Origin of the sequence: Verticiella sediminum (genome assembly GCF_007558815.1) — a bacterium.
Lineage (GTDB): Bacteria > Pseudomonadota > Gammaproteobacteria > Burkholderiales > Burkholderiaceae_B > Verticiella > Verticiella sediminum.
In genome coordinates this window covers 69,889-84,756 of sequence record NZ_VLTJ01000029.1, presented here as the reverse complement: position 1 = coordinate 84,756, position 14,868 = coordinate 69,889, and the positions used below count along the sequence as shown (strand labels likewise).

Genomic DNA, 14,868 nt, shown 5'->3' with positions numbered 1-14,868 from the left:
CGTCCTCCTTCCTTCGGATACGCCCCTATGGACGCGATCTTCATCATCGAGCAACTGCTCAACGGCGTGGGCTACGGCTTCATGCTGTTCATGCTCGCCGCCGGGCTGACCCTGGTGTTCGGCATCATGGACACCATGAACCTGGCCCACGGTTCCCTATACATGGCGGGCGCTTACGTCGCCGCCAAGGCGCACCAGGCGAGCGGCAGTTTCCTGGCGGCCATCCTCGTTGCGGTTGCCGTCACCATGCTGGTCGCGGCCGTCGTCGAGATCCTGATCGTGCGCAGGCTGTACCGGCGCGACCACCTGGCCCAGGTGTTGGCGACCTTCGGCCTGATCCTGATCGCCGACGATCTCGTGCATGCGATCTGGGGGCCGTCTCCGGTCACCGCGCCCACGCCGGCCGCGCTGAGCGGTCCGCTCGAGATCATCCCGGGGCTGCCTTATTCCTCGTACCGGCTGATGATGATCGCCGTCGGCCTGCTGGTGGCGATCGGGCTCTACCTGCTGGTCAACCGCACGCGGCTCGGCATGGTCGTGCGCGCGGGCGCCTCGAACCGCCGCATGGCCGAGTTCATGGGGGTGCGGGTGGACCGCGTGTTCTCCTTCGTCTTCGTGCTGGGCGCGGCCCTGGCCGCGCTGGCCGGCGCCTTGATGGGGCCGATCAGTGCGGTGCAGATCGGCATGGGCGAGGCCATCCTGATTCCGGCACTGGTCGTGATCGTGATCGGCGGCATCGGCTCGGTCCGGGGCGCCTTCGTCGCCGCCCTGCTGGTGGGCCTGATCGATACTGCGGGTCGCGCCTTCCTGCCGCCCGCGCTGCGTGCCGTGCTGCCGCCCTCGCTCGCCGCCGATCTGGGCCCCGCCATCGCGGGCATCGCCATGTACGTGGTGATGGCCACCGTGCTTGCCATCAAGCCGCAGGGGCTGTTCCCTGCGCGTTCGTGAGGCGCGCGATGAGCCTGCCTGCTTCCGACGCGCCCGCCGCCGCCCGCTCCGCGCGCCGGCCGGCCGCGGCCGCGCTGCTGCCCTGGATCGTGCTTGCCCTGCTGGCGGCGTTTCCGTTCGTGGCGCCCAGCCTGGGCCTGGAGTACTACATCGCCTTCGTGCGCCGCCTGCTCATCTTCATGATTGCCGCGGCGAGCCTGAATTTCATCCTCGGCTATGGCGGCATGGTGGCCCTGGGGCATGCCGGCTTCGTCGGCGTCGGCGCCTACACCGTGGTGGCGATGGCCGACGCCGGCCACGACGCGGCCTGGCTGATGTGGCTGGCCGCGGCTCTCGTCGCCGCGCTGGTCGCCCTGGCCATCGGCGCGATCAGCCTGCGCACGCGCGGCGTGTACTTCATCATGATCACGCTGGCGTTCGCGCAGATGCTCTACTACGTGGCGGTGTCCTGGCGCACCTACGGCGGGGACGACGGCTACGGCATCTACGCGCCGGTGTCCCTGGGCTGGTTCGCCGCCACCGGCAGCCATGCCCTGTACTGGGCCGTGCTGCTGCTCGCGGCGGCCGTATTCTGGCTGCTGAGCCGCCTGTCGGCTTCGCGCTTCGGCCATGCCCTGAAAGGCATCCGCGACAACGAGACGCGCATGTCCGCGCTGGGCTACCCGGTGTACCGCCTCAAGCTGGCGGCCTTCGTCACGTCCGCCGCGCTGGCCGGGCTGGCGGGCGCGCTGCTCGCCGTGAACAACGCCTTCGTCAGCCCTTCGATCATGCACTGGACGGAGTCGGCCGCCCTGCTCGTGATGGTGGTGGTCGGCGGCCTGGGCTATCGCTGGGGGCCGGTCATCGGTGTGGGCCTGTGGCTCACGCTGGTCGAGGTGCTGCGCATGTATACCGACTACTGGCATTGGCCGATGGGCGTGCTGCTGCTCGCCATCGTGTTCTTCGCGCCGCGCGGCATTGCGGCCTGGTTCGACCGTCGCAGGAGCAACGCATGAGCGCAGGCGCGCACGGCACGCCGCTGTTCCAGGCGCGCGGCCTGGTCAAGCGGTTCGGCGGCCTCATCGCCGCCAACGACGTCAGCATCGACGTGGCGCCCGGCGAGGTCCACGCCCTCATCGGCCCCAACGGCGCGGGCAAGTCCACCCTGGTCAACCTGGTTTCGGGGCTGCTGCCGCTGGACGCCGGCAGCATCGTCCTGGACGGCGCCGACATCACCCGCGCCACGCCGCACGCGCGCGTGCGCGCCGGGCTTGCGCGCTGCTTCCAGGTCACCAGCATCTTCGCCGGCGACACCGTGCGCGACAACCTGCTGCTCGCGGTGCAGGCGCATGCCGGATCGAGCTTTCGCTTCTTCGCCGACCGCGCGCGCGAGAGCGAGCTGGCCGAGCGCGCCCAGGCGCTCGCGCGCAAAGTCGGGCTGGAGGACGCGCTCGATCGCGTCGCCGGCACCTTGCCGCACGGCGCCCAGCGCAAGCTCGACGTCGCGCTCGCGCTGGCGGCGCGGCCCAAGCTGCTGCTGCTGGACGAGCCCATGGCCGGCATGGGCCCGGAAGACTCGGCGCGCATGGTCGAACTCGTGCGCCAACTGCGCGAAGAGACCGCGATCCTGCTCATCGAGCACGACATGGACGCGGTATTCCAACTGGCCGACCGCATCTCGGTGCTGGTCTACGGCACCGTATTGACGTCCGGAGACGCCGAGCACGTGAAGGGGCATCCCAAGGTGCAGGCGGTGTATCTGGGCACGGAGGACACGGCATGACCGCACACCGGCAGGGCCCCGCGCCCTTGCTCGCCTGCCGCGGGCTGCAGGCCGGCTATGGCGCGAGCCAGGTGCTGTTCGGGCTGGACTTCCAGATCCGGCCCGGCGAAATGCTGACCCTGCTCGGGCGCAACGGCATGGGCAAGAGCACCACCATCAAGACCCTCATCGGCGGGCTGCCCGTGCGCGCCGGCGAGGTCCACTTCGCCGGCCAGCGGGTGAGCGGCATGCGCGCCGACGCCATCGCGCGCCTGGGCATGGCCATCGTCCCCGAGGGCCGCCAGTGCTTTCCCAACCTGTCCGTCCAAGAGCACCTGATCGCCTTCGCGGACAACCGCAGCGGGCTGCGCGAACCCTGGACGCTCGAGCGCCTGTACGGCCTGTTCCCACGCCTGAAGGAGCGCCGCGACAACCTGGGCAACCAGCTCTCGGGCGGCGAGCAGCAGATGCTGGCGATCGCCCGCGCCTTGTCCACCAACCCGCGCCTGCTCATCCTCGATGAGGCCACCGAAGGCCTCGCCCCCGTGATCCGCGAGGAAATCTGGCGCTGCCTGAGCGTGCTGCGCGAAGCGGGGCAGACCGTCCTGGTGGTCGACAAGTACGTCGAACGGCTGGTCAAGCTCGCCGATCGCCACATCCTGCTCGAACGCGGACGCATCGCCTGGAGCGGCACCTCGGCCGAGCTGGATGCCGACCGGGGGCTGTGGGCGCGCTACCTGGGCGTGTAGCCGAGGCCGGTGCCGCTGCCACCGTCCTGGCGCCTGCCCGCAGTCCAGGTAATGCTACCCTGGGCTGTCGTAACACCGACATGGGAGGTCGCATGGACAAGTTCATACCTGAGCAGCAGCAATTGCGCGAGATCATTGGCGAGATGGAAGCCGCTGCGACACAGCCCGAGCTTGCCCCGGGAGCCCTGGAGGGGTGGCAGGCGACGTTTCAGGAGGTGGCTGCCCGTCTGGCGGGTTCGCCCGACGTGTCGGAGTCCTCGGACACCAAGGCTCTGCAGCATCTGCTGGACCGCGCGCTGGACCTGTTGGGCGAACGCGTGCGGGGGCGTCAGCCGCAGACCTGATCGGCGCCGCGTGGCTCGTCGGTGCTGGACCGCCGTCCGCAAGGCTTGCAGGTGGCCCGTTGCCGACAACCCGCACGGGGTGCGGGCGACTACGGCAGCGCCCGAGTGCGCTACAATCGGCGGCTTCGCGGTGCGGGCTCTTCGCCAACACCGTTTCGGGGCGTAGCGCAGCCTGGTAGCGCATCTGCTTTGGGAGCAGAGGGTCGCGAGTTCGAATCCCGCCGCCCCGACCAAGAAAATCAAAGGGTTAGCCGCAGTAGTGGCTAACCCTTTTGTCTTTCTTGCCGATGTGGAGTAACCGAGGTGCGGGCACCGGCGGCCGGCATCGAATAGGGCCAGGCACGCAACAGAGAAGGGCGACTCCGGGTCGCCCTTCGTACTTATTGGCTGGTTCAACGATAGCGCTTGTTCCCTCCAGAGGTGATGCAGTACCTGCCCCCTCGAGGCCCGTAGCAGTTGGAGTCGGAAGAGCAAGGACAGCCATAGGACGAGCTGGCTGGCGGCGAACTGAATCGGGCAGGGGCGCTCGGAGCTGGGCTTGATGGACCCGACCTCCACCTAGGGGCATCGCTGCAGTCTTGGCGCGTGCAGAGGTGGGCGCTGGAAACCCAGCGTTCGCGCTGTCCGCTAGGAGAAACGCGCGACCAACCATCCCGCTCTTCGTGAACATCCACCGCCGCTCCATGGATGAGAGAGCCGGAGACCTGCCCATTGGGAGAGGTTCGAACGTTCAGGGTTTGAGGTCCGACATATAGCTTCTTGATATGCAGGGCGACCGGATCGACGGGTTGCGGCGTCGGCTTATACGCCTGCGCGACAGGCTGGACCGGGGCTGTGTAGCTGGACCGGGACGACCGTTCGGTGGCTGTCTCGCCACCGCATGCCTTTATGGCAAGTCCAATCACGAAGAGGAACACTAGGGTGGAGCCGGTGAGGTTCGCCTTGGACATTGCAGTTGTGGGTTGGTCTTCACCATGTGAAACATAACGCAGCATTTCTTCAGGCAATCGGGCAGTAACCCTGCTGTATCGATGTCCAGCTATGGGTGGGCGGCTGGCTCAAGATAGACCGAATGTGACGGCGTTTCTAAAAGTTCACCGTTCTGAGCCTGGCCGCGAATTTGGTTTGGCTCCCAACAAGGCTAGGCTACGCAACTTCGAAAAGCGCTGCTGCTCCCATGCCTCCTCCCACGCACATGGCGATCACGACGTAACGTACCCCACGGCGTCTGCCTTCCAACAATGCGTGGGCGGTGAGTCTGGCCCCTGTCATTCCGTAGGGATGACCGACCGAAATGCCACCCCCATTCACGTTGTATTTTTCCGGATCGATGCCCAGATAGTCGCGGCAATATAGCGCCTGGCACGCAAATGCCTCGTTCAACTCCCAGATCCCCACATCCTCAATTTTTAGCCCGTGCTGCCGCAAGAGCTTCGGGATGGCGTAGGCCGGTCCGATGCCCATTTCTTCCGGTGCTGTGCCCACGACGGCCATCCCGCGGTAGATCCCGAGTGGCGTGAGGCCTTTGCGCTGTGCAAAACGGTCGTTTACGAGTACGCAGGCACTGGCGCCGTCGGAGAGCTGGCTTGCGTTGCCTGCAGTGATAGTGCCGCCTTCTACGACAGGCTTCAGAGCGGCAAGGGATTCCAAAGTCGTCTCGGGACGGCTGCCTTCGTCATGGGCAAGGACGATCTCCTCGAAGCTTTCCTCGCCAGATGTGCGATCTACTTTGCGCATGAAAGAGGAGATTGGGACAACCTCAGCGTGGTATAGCCCTGCGGTCCATGCGCGCGCAGTGCGTTGTTGCGAGGATAGTGCGTAGAGGTCCTGGGCTTCTCTGGAGATTCGATATTTCGCCGCTACGTGCTCAGCGGTGAAAAGCATAGGCATGTACGCGTGTAACGAAAGTCGGGTGACGTTGGGGTCTTGTTCCGCTCGCATCCATTCGAAGTAGCGGTTCTGAACCTGTGAGATGTTCTCCTGTCCTCCGGCCACCACGATGTCCATGCGATCCACCATGATCTGCCTGGCCGCAGTTGCGATGGCCATCAGGCCCGAAGCGCACTGGCGGTCTATCGTGGCTGCGCTAACGGTGTCTGGAAGCCCGGCGGCCAACGCCGCCTGCCGCGCAATGTTGGATGCTGCCGTTCCGGCCGTCAGGACGGAGCCGATCACCACATCGTCCACTTGGCCTGGGTCGACGCGTGCGCGTGCGACCGCATGCCGGATCGCATGCGCCATCAGCGTGGGCGACTTGACGTTGTTGAGGGACCCACGAAATGCCTTGCCAATGGGCGTGCGCGCGGTGGAGACGATGACAGCGTCGACCATGAGTGAGGGATTCCAATGTATGAGTAATCGTCGCGGTTCTGCGATAAGGGCGGAACGGAGAACGGGTCAGCGGCCGGCAAATTCAGGCTTGCGTCGGCCATCCCGCCAGGCGTCATGTGCTTCTTTTGCGTCCTCTGTCTGTTGCAGCACCATGAAGCGATAGGCATCCACCAAGGCAGCGTCCGCGATATTGGGCAGGTCCATGCCGCGATCGATCGACTCCTTCACCAGACGGGTCGCGAGCGGCGCCGAGGCAGCGATGGTTCGGGCGACTTCCATCGCATGGTCCATCAGGTCTTCATGCGGAACCAGCCACTGCGCCAAGCCGGTGCGGTGCGCCTCCCGGGCGTCCAAGGGAAAGCCCATGGCGACCCGCATCGCGTTGCCTTTGCCGATCAAGCGCGCAAGACGGGCGGCTCCCGCGTAAGCGGGCAAGATTCCGAGCTGGACCTGAGGTAGACGCCACTCAGCCTTCTCTGAGGCAACAACCAGGTCGCACGAGGCCGACGCGATGCAGCCAATGCCGATGGCATAACCATTGACTGCTGCAATGATGGGCTTCGGGAACTCGCTCAGCAAGTTGGAGACGAACTTGCGTGAATTCGGCAGGTCCTCGATGAACTGGCCGGGTTCCAAGGCTGCGTGCGTGTGCTTGTCGGCGAGATACGCACCTGATGAGAACGCCTTCCCCTTTTCATCGCCGGTCAGGATGACACAACGCACATCGCGATCCGCCTCGAGTTGCGGCAGAATCGAAATCAGCCCGTCATTGAAATCATCTCCCCATGCATTTCGCGCATGAGGGCGGCTGAGCGTCAGAACGGCGATATCGCCGAGTCTTTCCATTAACAAGGGCATAGTCATAATCCTGTTGGGCGGAGTGGGCCGAGTGCAGGCGCGTCAAACGATCCCGTTGCGGCGTAAACGGACGATTGCGTCATCTGTGAGGCCGAGCCGGTCCCGAAGAACCTCGCTCGTATGTTCGCCTAGCATCGGTGGGGAAAGCGTGTGCCGCGTGGGGGTTGCGGACAAGCGCATCGGACTTGCAAGCAGTGGAATCTCACCAAGCACCGGGTGGGAGGCAGTCGTTACCGCACCGCGTGCCAAGACCTGCGGGTCGGCAAAGACTTGCGCTATGTCGTTGATCGGCCCACATGGCACGCCCGCTGCGCTCAACGTGGTCAGCCAGTGCGCGACTGGTGCAGCGGCGAATAGCGGGTCCAGAACGGTGTCCAAGGCGAGGGCATTTCCCACACGGCTTTCGTTCTCGGCGAATCTTTCGTCCGACGCCAGTTGCGGCACGCCCAATGCCGTGCAGAAACTTGTGAACTGCCGATTGTTGCCAACAATGACGACCACTCGGCCGTCCGAGCACGTATAAACGCCGCTGGGATGGCTCACGGGGTTGCGATTGCCGCTGCGCTGTTGCACCCGGCCCGTGGTGAGGTAGTTGAGACCGAAATAAGCCAACGATGAGACCTGCACGTCTAGCAGGCTCATGTCGATGTACTGGCCATGGCCGGTCGCATCGCGATGGCGCAGGGCCGCAAGGATGGCTGCCGCCGCGTAGACGCCTGTCATCAGGTCGATCACCGGAAGGCCACATCGTTGCGGTCCTCCGGCAGGCATGTCATCGGACTCGCCTGTGATGTGCATAAGCCCGCCCATGGCCTGCACGATCGTGTCGTAGCCTGCCCGGGATCTATAAGGCCCGGTCTGGCCGAACCCCGTGATCGAACAATAGATCAGCCCGGGATTGGACTTGGACAAGGCCTCGAAGCCCAATCCGTAACGGTCGAGGTCGCCGGTCTTGTAGTTCTCGATGAGAATGTCGCTGCCAGCGGCGAGCCGACGTACGATATCCGCCCCCTTGGGCTGGGAAAGATCTATCGTCAGCGACTTCTTGCCGCGATTGGCGGCCAGGAAATAGCAGGAGTGACGCTGATCATCGCCGGCCGGCGACGGGGCGCAGGGCTCCCATCGCCGCGTGTCGTCTCCAACGCCCGCGCGCTCGATCTTGATGACTTCCGCGCCCAGATCGCTCAGCATCTGGCCGCACCATGGGCCAGCCAGGACGCGACTCATGTCCAGAACGCGCAGGCCGCCCAAGGCCGTTGGTGATACTTGCTGGTCGCTGGCAGTGTGCGAGCTATTCATTGCTTCTGCAACCTCGGTTTATTGAAGCTCGATCTTTGCGTCTGCTGCGATCTTCTTCCACATCGCAATCTCTTGGCCTTGCAAGGTCCGCATGGCAGCCTGGCCCGGCGGCATGACAACGACGTTTTGATCGGTGAAGTATTTCCGGGTTTCCGGCATGTTCATGATCTTGACCATCAGGTCGGACAGCGAGTCTATGGTTTCCTTAGGCGTCCTGGCAGATACTGCGATGCCTGTCCAGAAAGAGGCCAGAAAATCCTGCACACCGGCTTCCGCTGAGGTAGGTACATCGGGCAACGCGGGATGACGGCTTTCGGTGGCAATGGCCAGGGCGCTTGCGATACCAGCTTGTATATGCGGCAGAGCCGAGGTCATTTCCACGACGCCCAAGTCGATCTGTCCCGATGCGACGGCGAGGGCCGTTTCCGGTGCGCTTTTGTAGGGGATGCTCGTGAACTCGAACTTGCCCTTTTGTGCCAGTAATTCAGCGGCCAGGAGATAGCTGGCCGAACCTGAGCCGATGGTGACTTTACCCGGCTGCCGCTGCGCTGCCGTGATGAAGTCCGGGAGCCGCTTGTAAGGGGAGTTGCGGCTGGTGAGCAGCACGACCGGCGATGAGATGGTCATCGAGACCGGAGCCAAATCATTCAGCGTGTCATACGGCAGCTTCTTGAAGAGCACCTCGTTCGTGACGAGAGTCGAGTACCCGCCGAAAAGCACCGTGTGGCCATCGGCAGGCGCGGACATGACGGCTTGCACCGCGATGAAGCCGTTGCCGCCGCCGCGCGACTCTACGATCACCGGCTGGCCCGTGAGTTCGGCCAGCTTATTGGCGATGAAGCGTGCGCCGATTTCCGTCGCGCTACCTGGAGGAAACGGTACGATCGCCCGGATCGGCGTGCTTTGCAGCCTCGCGAGCGCGGTTGTATGCACCAGTGGTGCGCATGCCAGTAAGGCCAATATGTCCCTGCGCTTGAGACCCCGATGGGGCTGCCTTGTGCTGCTCACTATGTACGCGTTCTTATTTATCGACATTCTTGTCTCCATGTCTGCGAGGCATTGCTCTTGCGCGGCGTCGTCTAATTATGGGAATCTTTCCCGCGGGCGCAGCCCACTTCTTAGGTGTTGGATTCGGGATGCTGGCTATTCAGATCAGCTTTGTTTGGACCCGGCACCTTGCGCGGGCGGAAGTTGGAGCGCTTGCAACTCGACGAACTCGTCAATGCCATAGCGGCCGTTCTCCCGTCCCACTCCGGAGAGCCCGAATCCTCCGAAGGGGGCGGTGGTGTTGTAGACGGCGCCATTGACATCGACCTGGCCCGCGCGTAGACGCCTGGCGACTTGGAGCGCAGTCCCTTTGTCTTGTGCCCACACGGCGCCGGCCAGTCCGTAGCGAGTTCCGTTGGCGATTGCCACGGCGTCGTCGACCCCCTCATGCGTGATCACGGAAAGTACCGGGCCGAATACTTCTTCCTGCGCGATCGACATGTCTGGCTCGACATGCAATGCCGTGGGCGCGACGAAGTATCCCGTGGACGGAAGCGCCGACGTCGGCGCGCGATAGAGCATCTTGGCGCCGGCTGTGAGGGCACGGTCGACGTGCGTATTCACCCGATCCCGTTGAAGCTGGGTGGCTAGCGGGCCGAGACGGGTGGCGCTGTCCATGGGGTCGCCCATTCGCAGCTTCTCCATCTCCTCGCATAGCAGTCGGTCAACCTCAGGCAATACCGCGCGAGGTATCACCAGACGGGTGAGGGCGCTGCAGGTTTGTCCGCTATTGAGAAAGCATGAACTGACCGCGTGCCTGACCGCGCGCGCCAGATCCGCACCGTCCAGCAGAACAGAGGCCGACTTACCGCCCAGTTCCATCGAAAGGCGCTTCATCTGCCCGGCTGCCAATCTGGCAACATGGGTGCCGACCGCTGTAGATCCGGTGAACGACACCATGTCCACATGCTCGTGCAGCACCAGCGCCTCGCCGACCGTCGAGCCCGTTCCGAAGATCATGTTGAACACGCCGGCCGGGCATCCTTCGGCTTCGAGCGACTCGGCCAGGACCTGAGCCGCAGCCGGTGCGATCTCGGAGGGCTTGAGGATGACGGTACAACCAGCGATCAATGCCGGAGCCACCTTGGCGGTCATTTGATGCAATGGATAGTTCCATGGCGTTATGCAGGCCACCACCCCAACCGGCACGCGGCGCACCGTGGAACTGCCCTCCGACGACTCGAATTCGAAAGTCTCTCCTAGTGACGCATAGGTGGCCCAGGCGGCCGCGGGAGCCTGGGTTTGAATCCGGTTGGATAGCTTGAGCGGCATGCCTACTTCACGGGTCACTTCGACTGCCAGTTCGGCTGCGCGGGCATTCAATCGGACACTGACGCGGCGCAGCAGGTCGCAGCGACTGGCAGCCGATGTCTCCGCCCAACTGGCGGCGGCCCGGCGAGCCGCTGCAACTGCGGCATTCACATCGGCTACGTCGCCGAGAACGACCTCGGAGATGGGCTCCCCCGTGAAGGAATCCACGTTGCAGACATACCTGTCGGACCTGGCTGCACGCCATTGGCCGTCAATGAATTGGTGCTGATGGCGCCTTACTTGGTTCTCGCTGACGGTCATGCCGTGCTCCTCGTTGTTTCGTTGGCGGCGGCCTGGACCGCAAGAAGAGGGGCTGCTGCCCAGGACGGCTCGCGCGGATAGCGCTTGGCGAATTCTTCCAGCCGGGCGATGACGTACGGCAGACCCCATTGCCGTGCCTGGTACATCGGGCCGCCCAGGTGTCGGGGAAAGCCATAACCGTTGGTCCAGACAACGTCGATATCGCCCTCGCGCGAGGCGACCCGCTCGTCGATGATCCGAAAGCCCTCATTGATCGAGGCCAGCAAGCAGCGATGCACGATTTCGTCATCGCTGATGCTGCTTCGCCGGGCAATGCCGAACTCCGCGGCCCAGGACGCATACAACGTTGTCTGGTCGTCGACGGGCAGAAGCTTCTGCCCGTCGTGTCGGTAATATCCAACTCCGCTTTTCTGGCCGTCGCGGCCCATGGCATGTAGACGCCGGCAGACGAGTCGATAGGCGCCATCGCGGCTTACATCTGCGCGCCGCTGCGCTTCTTCGACGACTCTGGCGCTTACGTCAACACCCGACATGTCGAGCATGCGGCATGGGCCCATCGCCATACCGAACGCTTCGAGCGCTCGATCTATTTGCGCTGGGCTGGCACCTTCCAGTAGCAGCAGGTCGGTCTCTCTGAGATAGCCTTCGAGCATGCGGTTGCCGATGAAGCCGTAGCACACACCGGACACCACCGCCTGCTTTCCAATGCGGTGTGCGATGGCCATGGCTGTTGCCAATACTCTCGGCGACGTGGCGCGACCATTGACGATCTCGAGCAGACGCATCACATGGGCCGGACTGAAGAAATGCATTCCGATCACCTGGGATGGACGGCTCGTTGCGGCCGCCAGCTCGTCCACATTGAGTGTGGATGTGTTGGTAGCGAGAATCGCATCATGCGTTACGATCTTCCCCAGGCGTTGCATCACCTCACGCTTGAGGCTCAGATTCTCGAACACCGCCTCGATGACCAGATCCGCGCTGGCGGCTTCTTCGAGATCGGTCGCCGTGGTCAGCCGGTCGATAAAGTTTGCTGATTCCGCGCAGCTCCAGCGGCCGCGCCTGACGCCTGCGTCCAGCGCCCTTTGTATGGCATCTCGACCACGCTCCAAGGCTGCATCAGCCACATCCAGCAATACCACCGGAAATCCCGCGGCAAGAAAGCACGTGGCGATGCCGCTACCCATCGTGCCTGCGCCGACGACTGCAATGCGCCGGATCGGGACGAGCGCTTCCGGTGCGGCGCCGGTGGACAGCCTGGCCGCTTCCTTTTCCGCGAAGAATAGATGACGCAGCGCGCGCGACTGCGGGGTGTGCATCAGCTTGATGAGCTCGCGCCATTCAAACGCCAGGGCATCTTCCGGCGCGTGTTTCATGGCCCTATCGACGCACTCCACGATGGCGGCTTGTGCGGGAGTCGACAAGCGGGCGGTTTGCGTGCGGCGGCGCTCGATCTCGGCAAGGGATTCGGACGAGACGTCTGCGGGCAAGCGGCTCGTCACGCGGCAGCTCGCGCCTGTGGCAAGACGAATGACCGCCGCTGCGGCCGAGGCCAGAAGGTCGCTCGTCACGACTTCATCCACGAGACCGATCGCATGAGCCTGCGCCGCGTCGATAGGCTTGCCGCCAATCATCAGTTGGAGCGCCTGCGTTGTTCCCACTAATCGGGGTACCCGTTGTGTTCCTCCGCCTCCGGGCAGCAGGCCCAGACTCACTTCCGGCAACCCCAGCCTGGAGCCGATCATCGCGATGCGCGCATGGCAGCCCACAGCGAGTTCCAGGGCGCCTCCCAGTGCGCAGGTGTGGATAGCTGCCACGACCGGCTTGCAGAGGCACTCGATTGCCGAGCATAGTTCTTGCAGCGCAGGCCGCAATGTGTCCGGGGCGTCGAATTCCCGGATATCCGCCCCGGCCGAAAACATGCGGGCTTCACCGAAGAGGACAACACCTAGAACAGCGCTATCCCTGCGTGCCCGGTCCATCGCCTCGTGCAGCGCCGCAATCATGTCCATATCGAGCGCATTCAGTGGAGCTTTCGCCATGGCGACATAGGCGATGGCATCTTTGGTGTGGTAATTGACCAGATTCATGCTTTCCAAGCCATTAAGTGATTGCCTAGCTGCAGGAACGCATCGCTGCTTATCGACGATTCGGCTGTCGCGAGGCGTTCATTGGCCCTTGTAGGGGACATGCTGACGTTTCTCGACGAACGCTCGAGCACTCTCGGAAAAGTCCTCTGTGAGATGCAGTTTCAATGCATCCGTTTGGGCTGCGGCTCGTCGCTCAGCGGCGTCCAGAGCCATGCGGCGCGAACGCACGGAAGCCCGTATGCCCAAGGGCGGATGGTCGGCAATCTGCCTGGCGATCCGATGCGCCTCTTGATAGGCGCTGCCCTGCGCGACAACGCGATCGATCACACCAGCGGCCAACGCTTCTTGTGCGCTGAACCAGCGGCCGGTCAAGGTGACGTCTATCGCAAACGAGCCGCTGCCGCGCATTTTGAGCATCTCCATGTAACGTACGCTGGATAGCCCTCTCAACGTTTCGGTTACTTGGAACTGTGTGCCGTCTTCGGCGACGATGAGGTCGCATGACAGGGCAACGCCCAGACCCATGCCGATCGCATAGCCGTGGACCGCAGCGACTACGGGTTTCCAGTTGACGGACTGAGTGAAGATATCGGCGCATTTCGCGCCGTCGCCTTCGGGACCACCCAGCGCGATCAACTCCTCACGGCTGCGCAACTGGCGCTGGCGCACGTCAGCGCCGCTGGAAAATGAGCGGCCATTTCCGCTGAGAACAGCGACGTTGAGATCAGGTCTGCGGTCGACTTGCCGCAGCGCGCTTACCAGGGCCCTGACCGAATCGTCGCTGAATGCATTGAGGACTTCGGGACGATTCAAACGAATGTCAGCGACCCCTTCGCTGGCCGAAAGTTCGATGATGCTCGAGTTCGGTGAACTGCCCGCCATGTGATTGCTCCGTTGTTTGATCGAGCAATGATCCTGTCCAACTCCCGGCTTGTACAGTTTGAAAATCAACAGCGACAATTTCGTTTTCGAAAGAGTCCCGAGGCTTTCGAGTCCTACAATTTCCCTTTACACCTTCACGTCGAGGACTCGAATGAACATGCAAGGGAAAGTGGTTGTGGTGACCGGGGCGGCACGCGGTATCGGCCGTGAATACGCGGTGGCACTCGGGCGAGCCGGCGCCAGTGTATTGGTCTGCGACGTGAGTGATTGTGCGGAGACGGCCGATCTGGTCGCTCAGGCCACTCAGCACGTTGTGGCGACGACGATGGATGTCGCAAGCTCGGAGTCCACGTTGGCTGCTGCGCAGCTTGCTGTCGAAAAATTCGGCCGGATTGACGGTCTCGTCAATAACGCTGCGCTTTACGGCACCCTCAAAGGCGGTCGCTTCGACGACATTCCGGAGGAGGAATGGGATGCGGCCATGGCGGTTAACGTCAAGGGGGTATGGAACTGCTGCAAGGCGGTGGTGCCTGCCATGCGCAAGAGCGGCGGCGGCAGCATCGTCAACATCTCATCCCTGGCCGCAACTTATGGCATGCCCGGCCGCTTGCACTACACCGCATCCAAGGCAGCGGTAATCGGCCTGACTCGGGGCCTCGCTCGAGAGCTCGGGCGCGACTTGATCCGTGTGAACACGGTCGCTCCGGCCGCGGTCATGACGGAGGGCACCAAGGAGTTTTTTGGCGGCAAGGTTACTAGTGCCCTGGACGTGATCCGCAGCAACCAAGCGATTCAGAAGACACTACAGGTTGAGGATCTCGCCGGCGCAATCTTGTATCTCCTGTCCGACGCCAGCAAGCTCGTTACTGGCCAGACTCTGTCGGTGGACGGCGGCACAATCATGCATTGAAAAACTCGGAGCAGCCCGTGCCAGCGGGCACGCGGGCAACGGAGGGTTGCCAGAACACGCACCTGGATCGTTGGATGGCGTTGCCGTGAGTCTGGCT

General features: G+C 63.5%; 14 protein-coding genes and 1 tRNA gene. 7 read left to right on the top strand and 8 right to left on the bottom strand.

The genetic code is table 11. From position 1 onward, the window contains the following. The first annotated feature begins 27 nt into the window (after positions 1-27). From FOZ76_RS14910 to FOZ76_RS14885, 6 genes are all read left to right on the top strand, one after another. A complete protein-coding gene (locus FOZ76_RS14910) occupies positions 28-948 on the top strand; it encodes a branched-chain amino acid ABC transporter permease (RefSeq protein ID WP_143949069.1) in 921 nt (306 codons plus the stop codon). A gap of 8 nt (positions 949-956) precedes the next feature. After that, complete coding sequence (locus FOZ76_RS14905) at positions 957-1,943, top strand: branched-chain amino acid ABC transporter permease (protein WP_143949068.1); 987 nt, start codon at positions 957-959, stop codon at positions 1,941-1,943. Next, positions 1,940-2,710, top strand: coding sequence for an ABC transporter ATP-binding protein (locus tag FOZ76_RS14900; protein ID WP_143949067.1), 771 nt, complete (start codon positions 1,940-1,942; stop codon positions 2,708-2,710). Before FOZ76_RS14905 ends, FOZ76_RS14900 begins: the two co-directional genes overlap by 4 nt. A 26-nt stretch (positions 2,711-2,736) precedes the next feature. Next, positions 2,737-3,438, top strand: coding sequence for an ABC transporter ATP-binding protein (locus FOZ76_RS14895; protein ID WP_425473295.1), 702 nt, complete (start codon positions 2,737-2,739; stop codon positions 3,436-3,438). A gap of 92 nt (positions 3,439-3,530) precedes the next feature. Continuing rightward, positions 3,531-3,782: a hypothetical protein gene (locus FOZ76_RS14890; RefSeq protein WP_143949065.1), complete on the top strand. Its 252-nt coding sequence runs from the start codon at positions 3,531-3,533 to the stop codon at positions 3,780-3,782. A 156-nt stretch (positions 3,783-3,938) separates the two neighbouring features. Beyond that, a tRNA-Pro gene (locus FOZ76_RS14885) sits at positions 3,939-4,015 on the top strand. 159 nt (positions 4,016-4,174) lie between these two features. Here the strand turns inward: FOZ76_RS14885 and FOZ76_RS28390 are convergent. From FOZ76_RS28390 to FOZ76_RS14845, 8 genes are all read right to left on the bottom strand, one after another. Further along, positions 4,175-4,732 carry an SH3 domain-containing protein gene (locus FOZ76_RS28390; protein ID WP_170235469.1) on the bottom strand — a complete coding sequence of 186 codons (558 nt, stop codon included), beginning with the start codon at positions 4,730-4,732 and terminating at the stop codon, positions 4,175-4,177. 196 nt (positions 4,733-4,928) lie between these two features. Continuing rightward, on the bottom strand, positions 4,929-6,113 hold the full coding sequence (locus tag FOZ76_RS14875; RefSeq protein WP_143949063.1) for an acetyl-CoA C-acyltransferase: 1,185 nt from the start codon (positions 6,111-6,113) through the stop codon (positions 4,929-4,931). A gap of 66 nt (positions 6,114-6,179) precedes the next feature. After that, positions 6,180-6,971, bottom strand: coding sequence for an enoyl-CoA hydratase/isomerase family protein (locus FOZ76_RS14870; RefSeq protein WP_170235468.1), 792 nt, complete (start codon positions 6,969-6,971; stop codon positions 6,180-6,182). Positions 6,972-7,013: 42 nt separating this feature from the next. After that, positions 7,014-8,270: a CaiB/BaiF CoA transferase family protein gene (locus tag FOZ76_RS14865; RefSeq protein ID WP_143949061.1), complete on the bottom strand. Its 1,257-nt coding sequence runs from the start codon at positions 8,268-8,270 to the stop codon at positions 7,014-7,016. Between the two features lie 18 nt (positions 8,271-8,288). Next, on the bottom strand, positions 8,289-9,305 hold the full coding sequence (locus FOZ76_RS14860; protein ID WP_170235467.1) for a Bug family tripartite tricarboxylate transporter substrate binding protein: 1,017 nt from the start codon (positions 9,303-9,305) through the stop codon (positions 8,289-8,291). A 117-nt stretch (positions 9,306-9,422) separates the two neighbouring features. Next, complete coding sequence (locus tag FOZ76_RS14855) at positions 9,423-10,889, bottom strand: aldehyde dehydrogenase family protein (RefSeq protein WP_143949059.1); 1,467 nt, start codon at positions 10,887-10,889, stop codon at positions 9,423-9,425. Then, positions 10,886-12,979 (bottom strand): 3-hydroxyacyl-CoA dehydrogenase NAD-binding domain-containing protein, encoded by a 2,094-nt coding sequence (locus FOZ76_RS14850; RefSeq protein ID WP_143949058.1) that lies wholly within the window; start codon positions 12,977-12,979, stop codon positions 10,886-10,888. Before FOZ76_RS14850 ends, FOZ76_RS14855 begins: the two co-directional genes overlap by 4 nt. A 78-nt stretch (positions 12,980-13,057) precedes the next feature. After that, entirely contained in the window at positions 13,058-13,939 is an 882-nt protein-coding gene (locus FOZ76_RS14845; RefSeq protein ID WP_143949057.1) for an enoyl-CoA hydratase/isomerase family protein, read from the bottom strand. 73 nt (positions 13,940-14,012) lie between these two features. Between FOZ76_RS14845 and FOZ76_RS14840 the strand changes: the two genes are divergently transcribed. Beyond that, positions 14,013-14,771: an SDR family NAD(P)-dependent oxidoreductase gene (locus FOZ76_RS14840; protein WP_143949056.1), complete on the top strand. Its 759-nt coding sequence runs from the start codon at positions 14,013-14,015 to the stop codon at positions 14,769-14,771. The last annotated feature ends 97 nt before the right edge of the window (positions 14,772-14,868 follow it).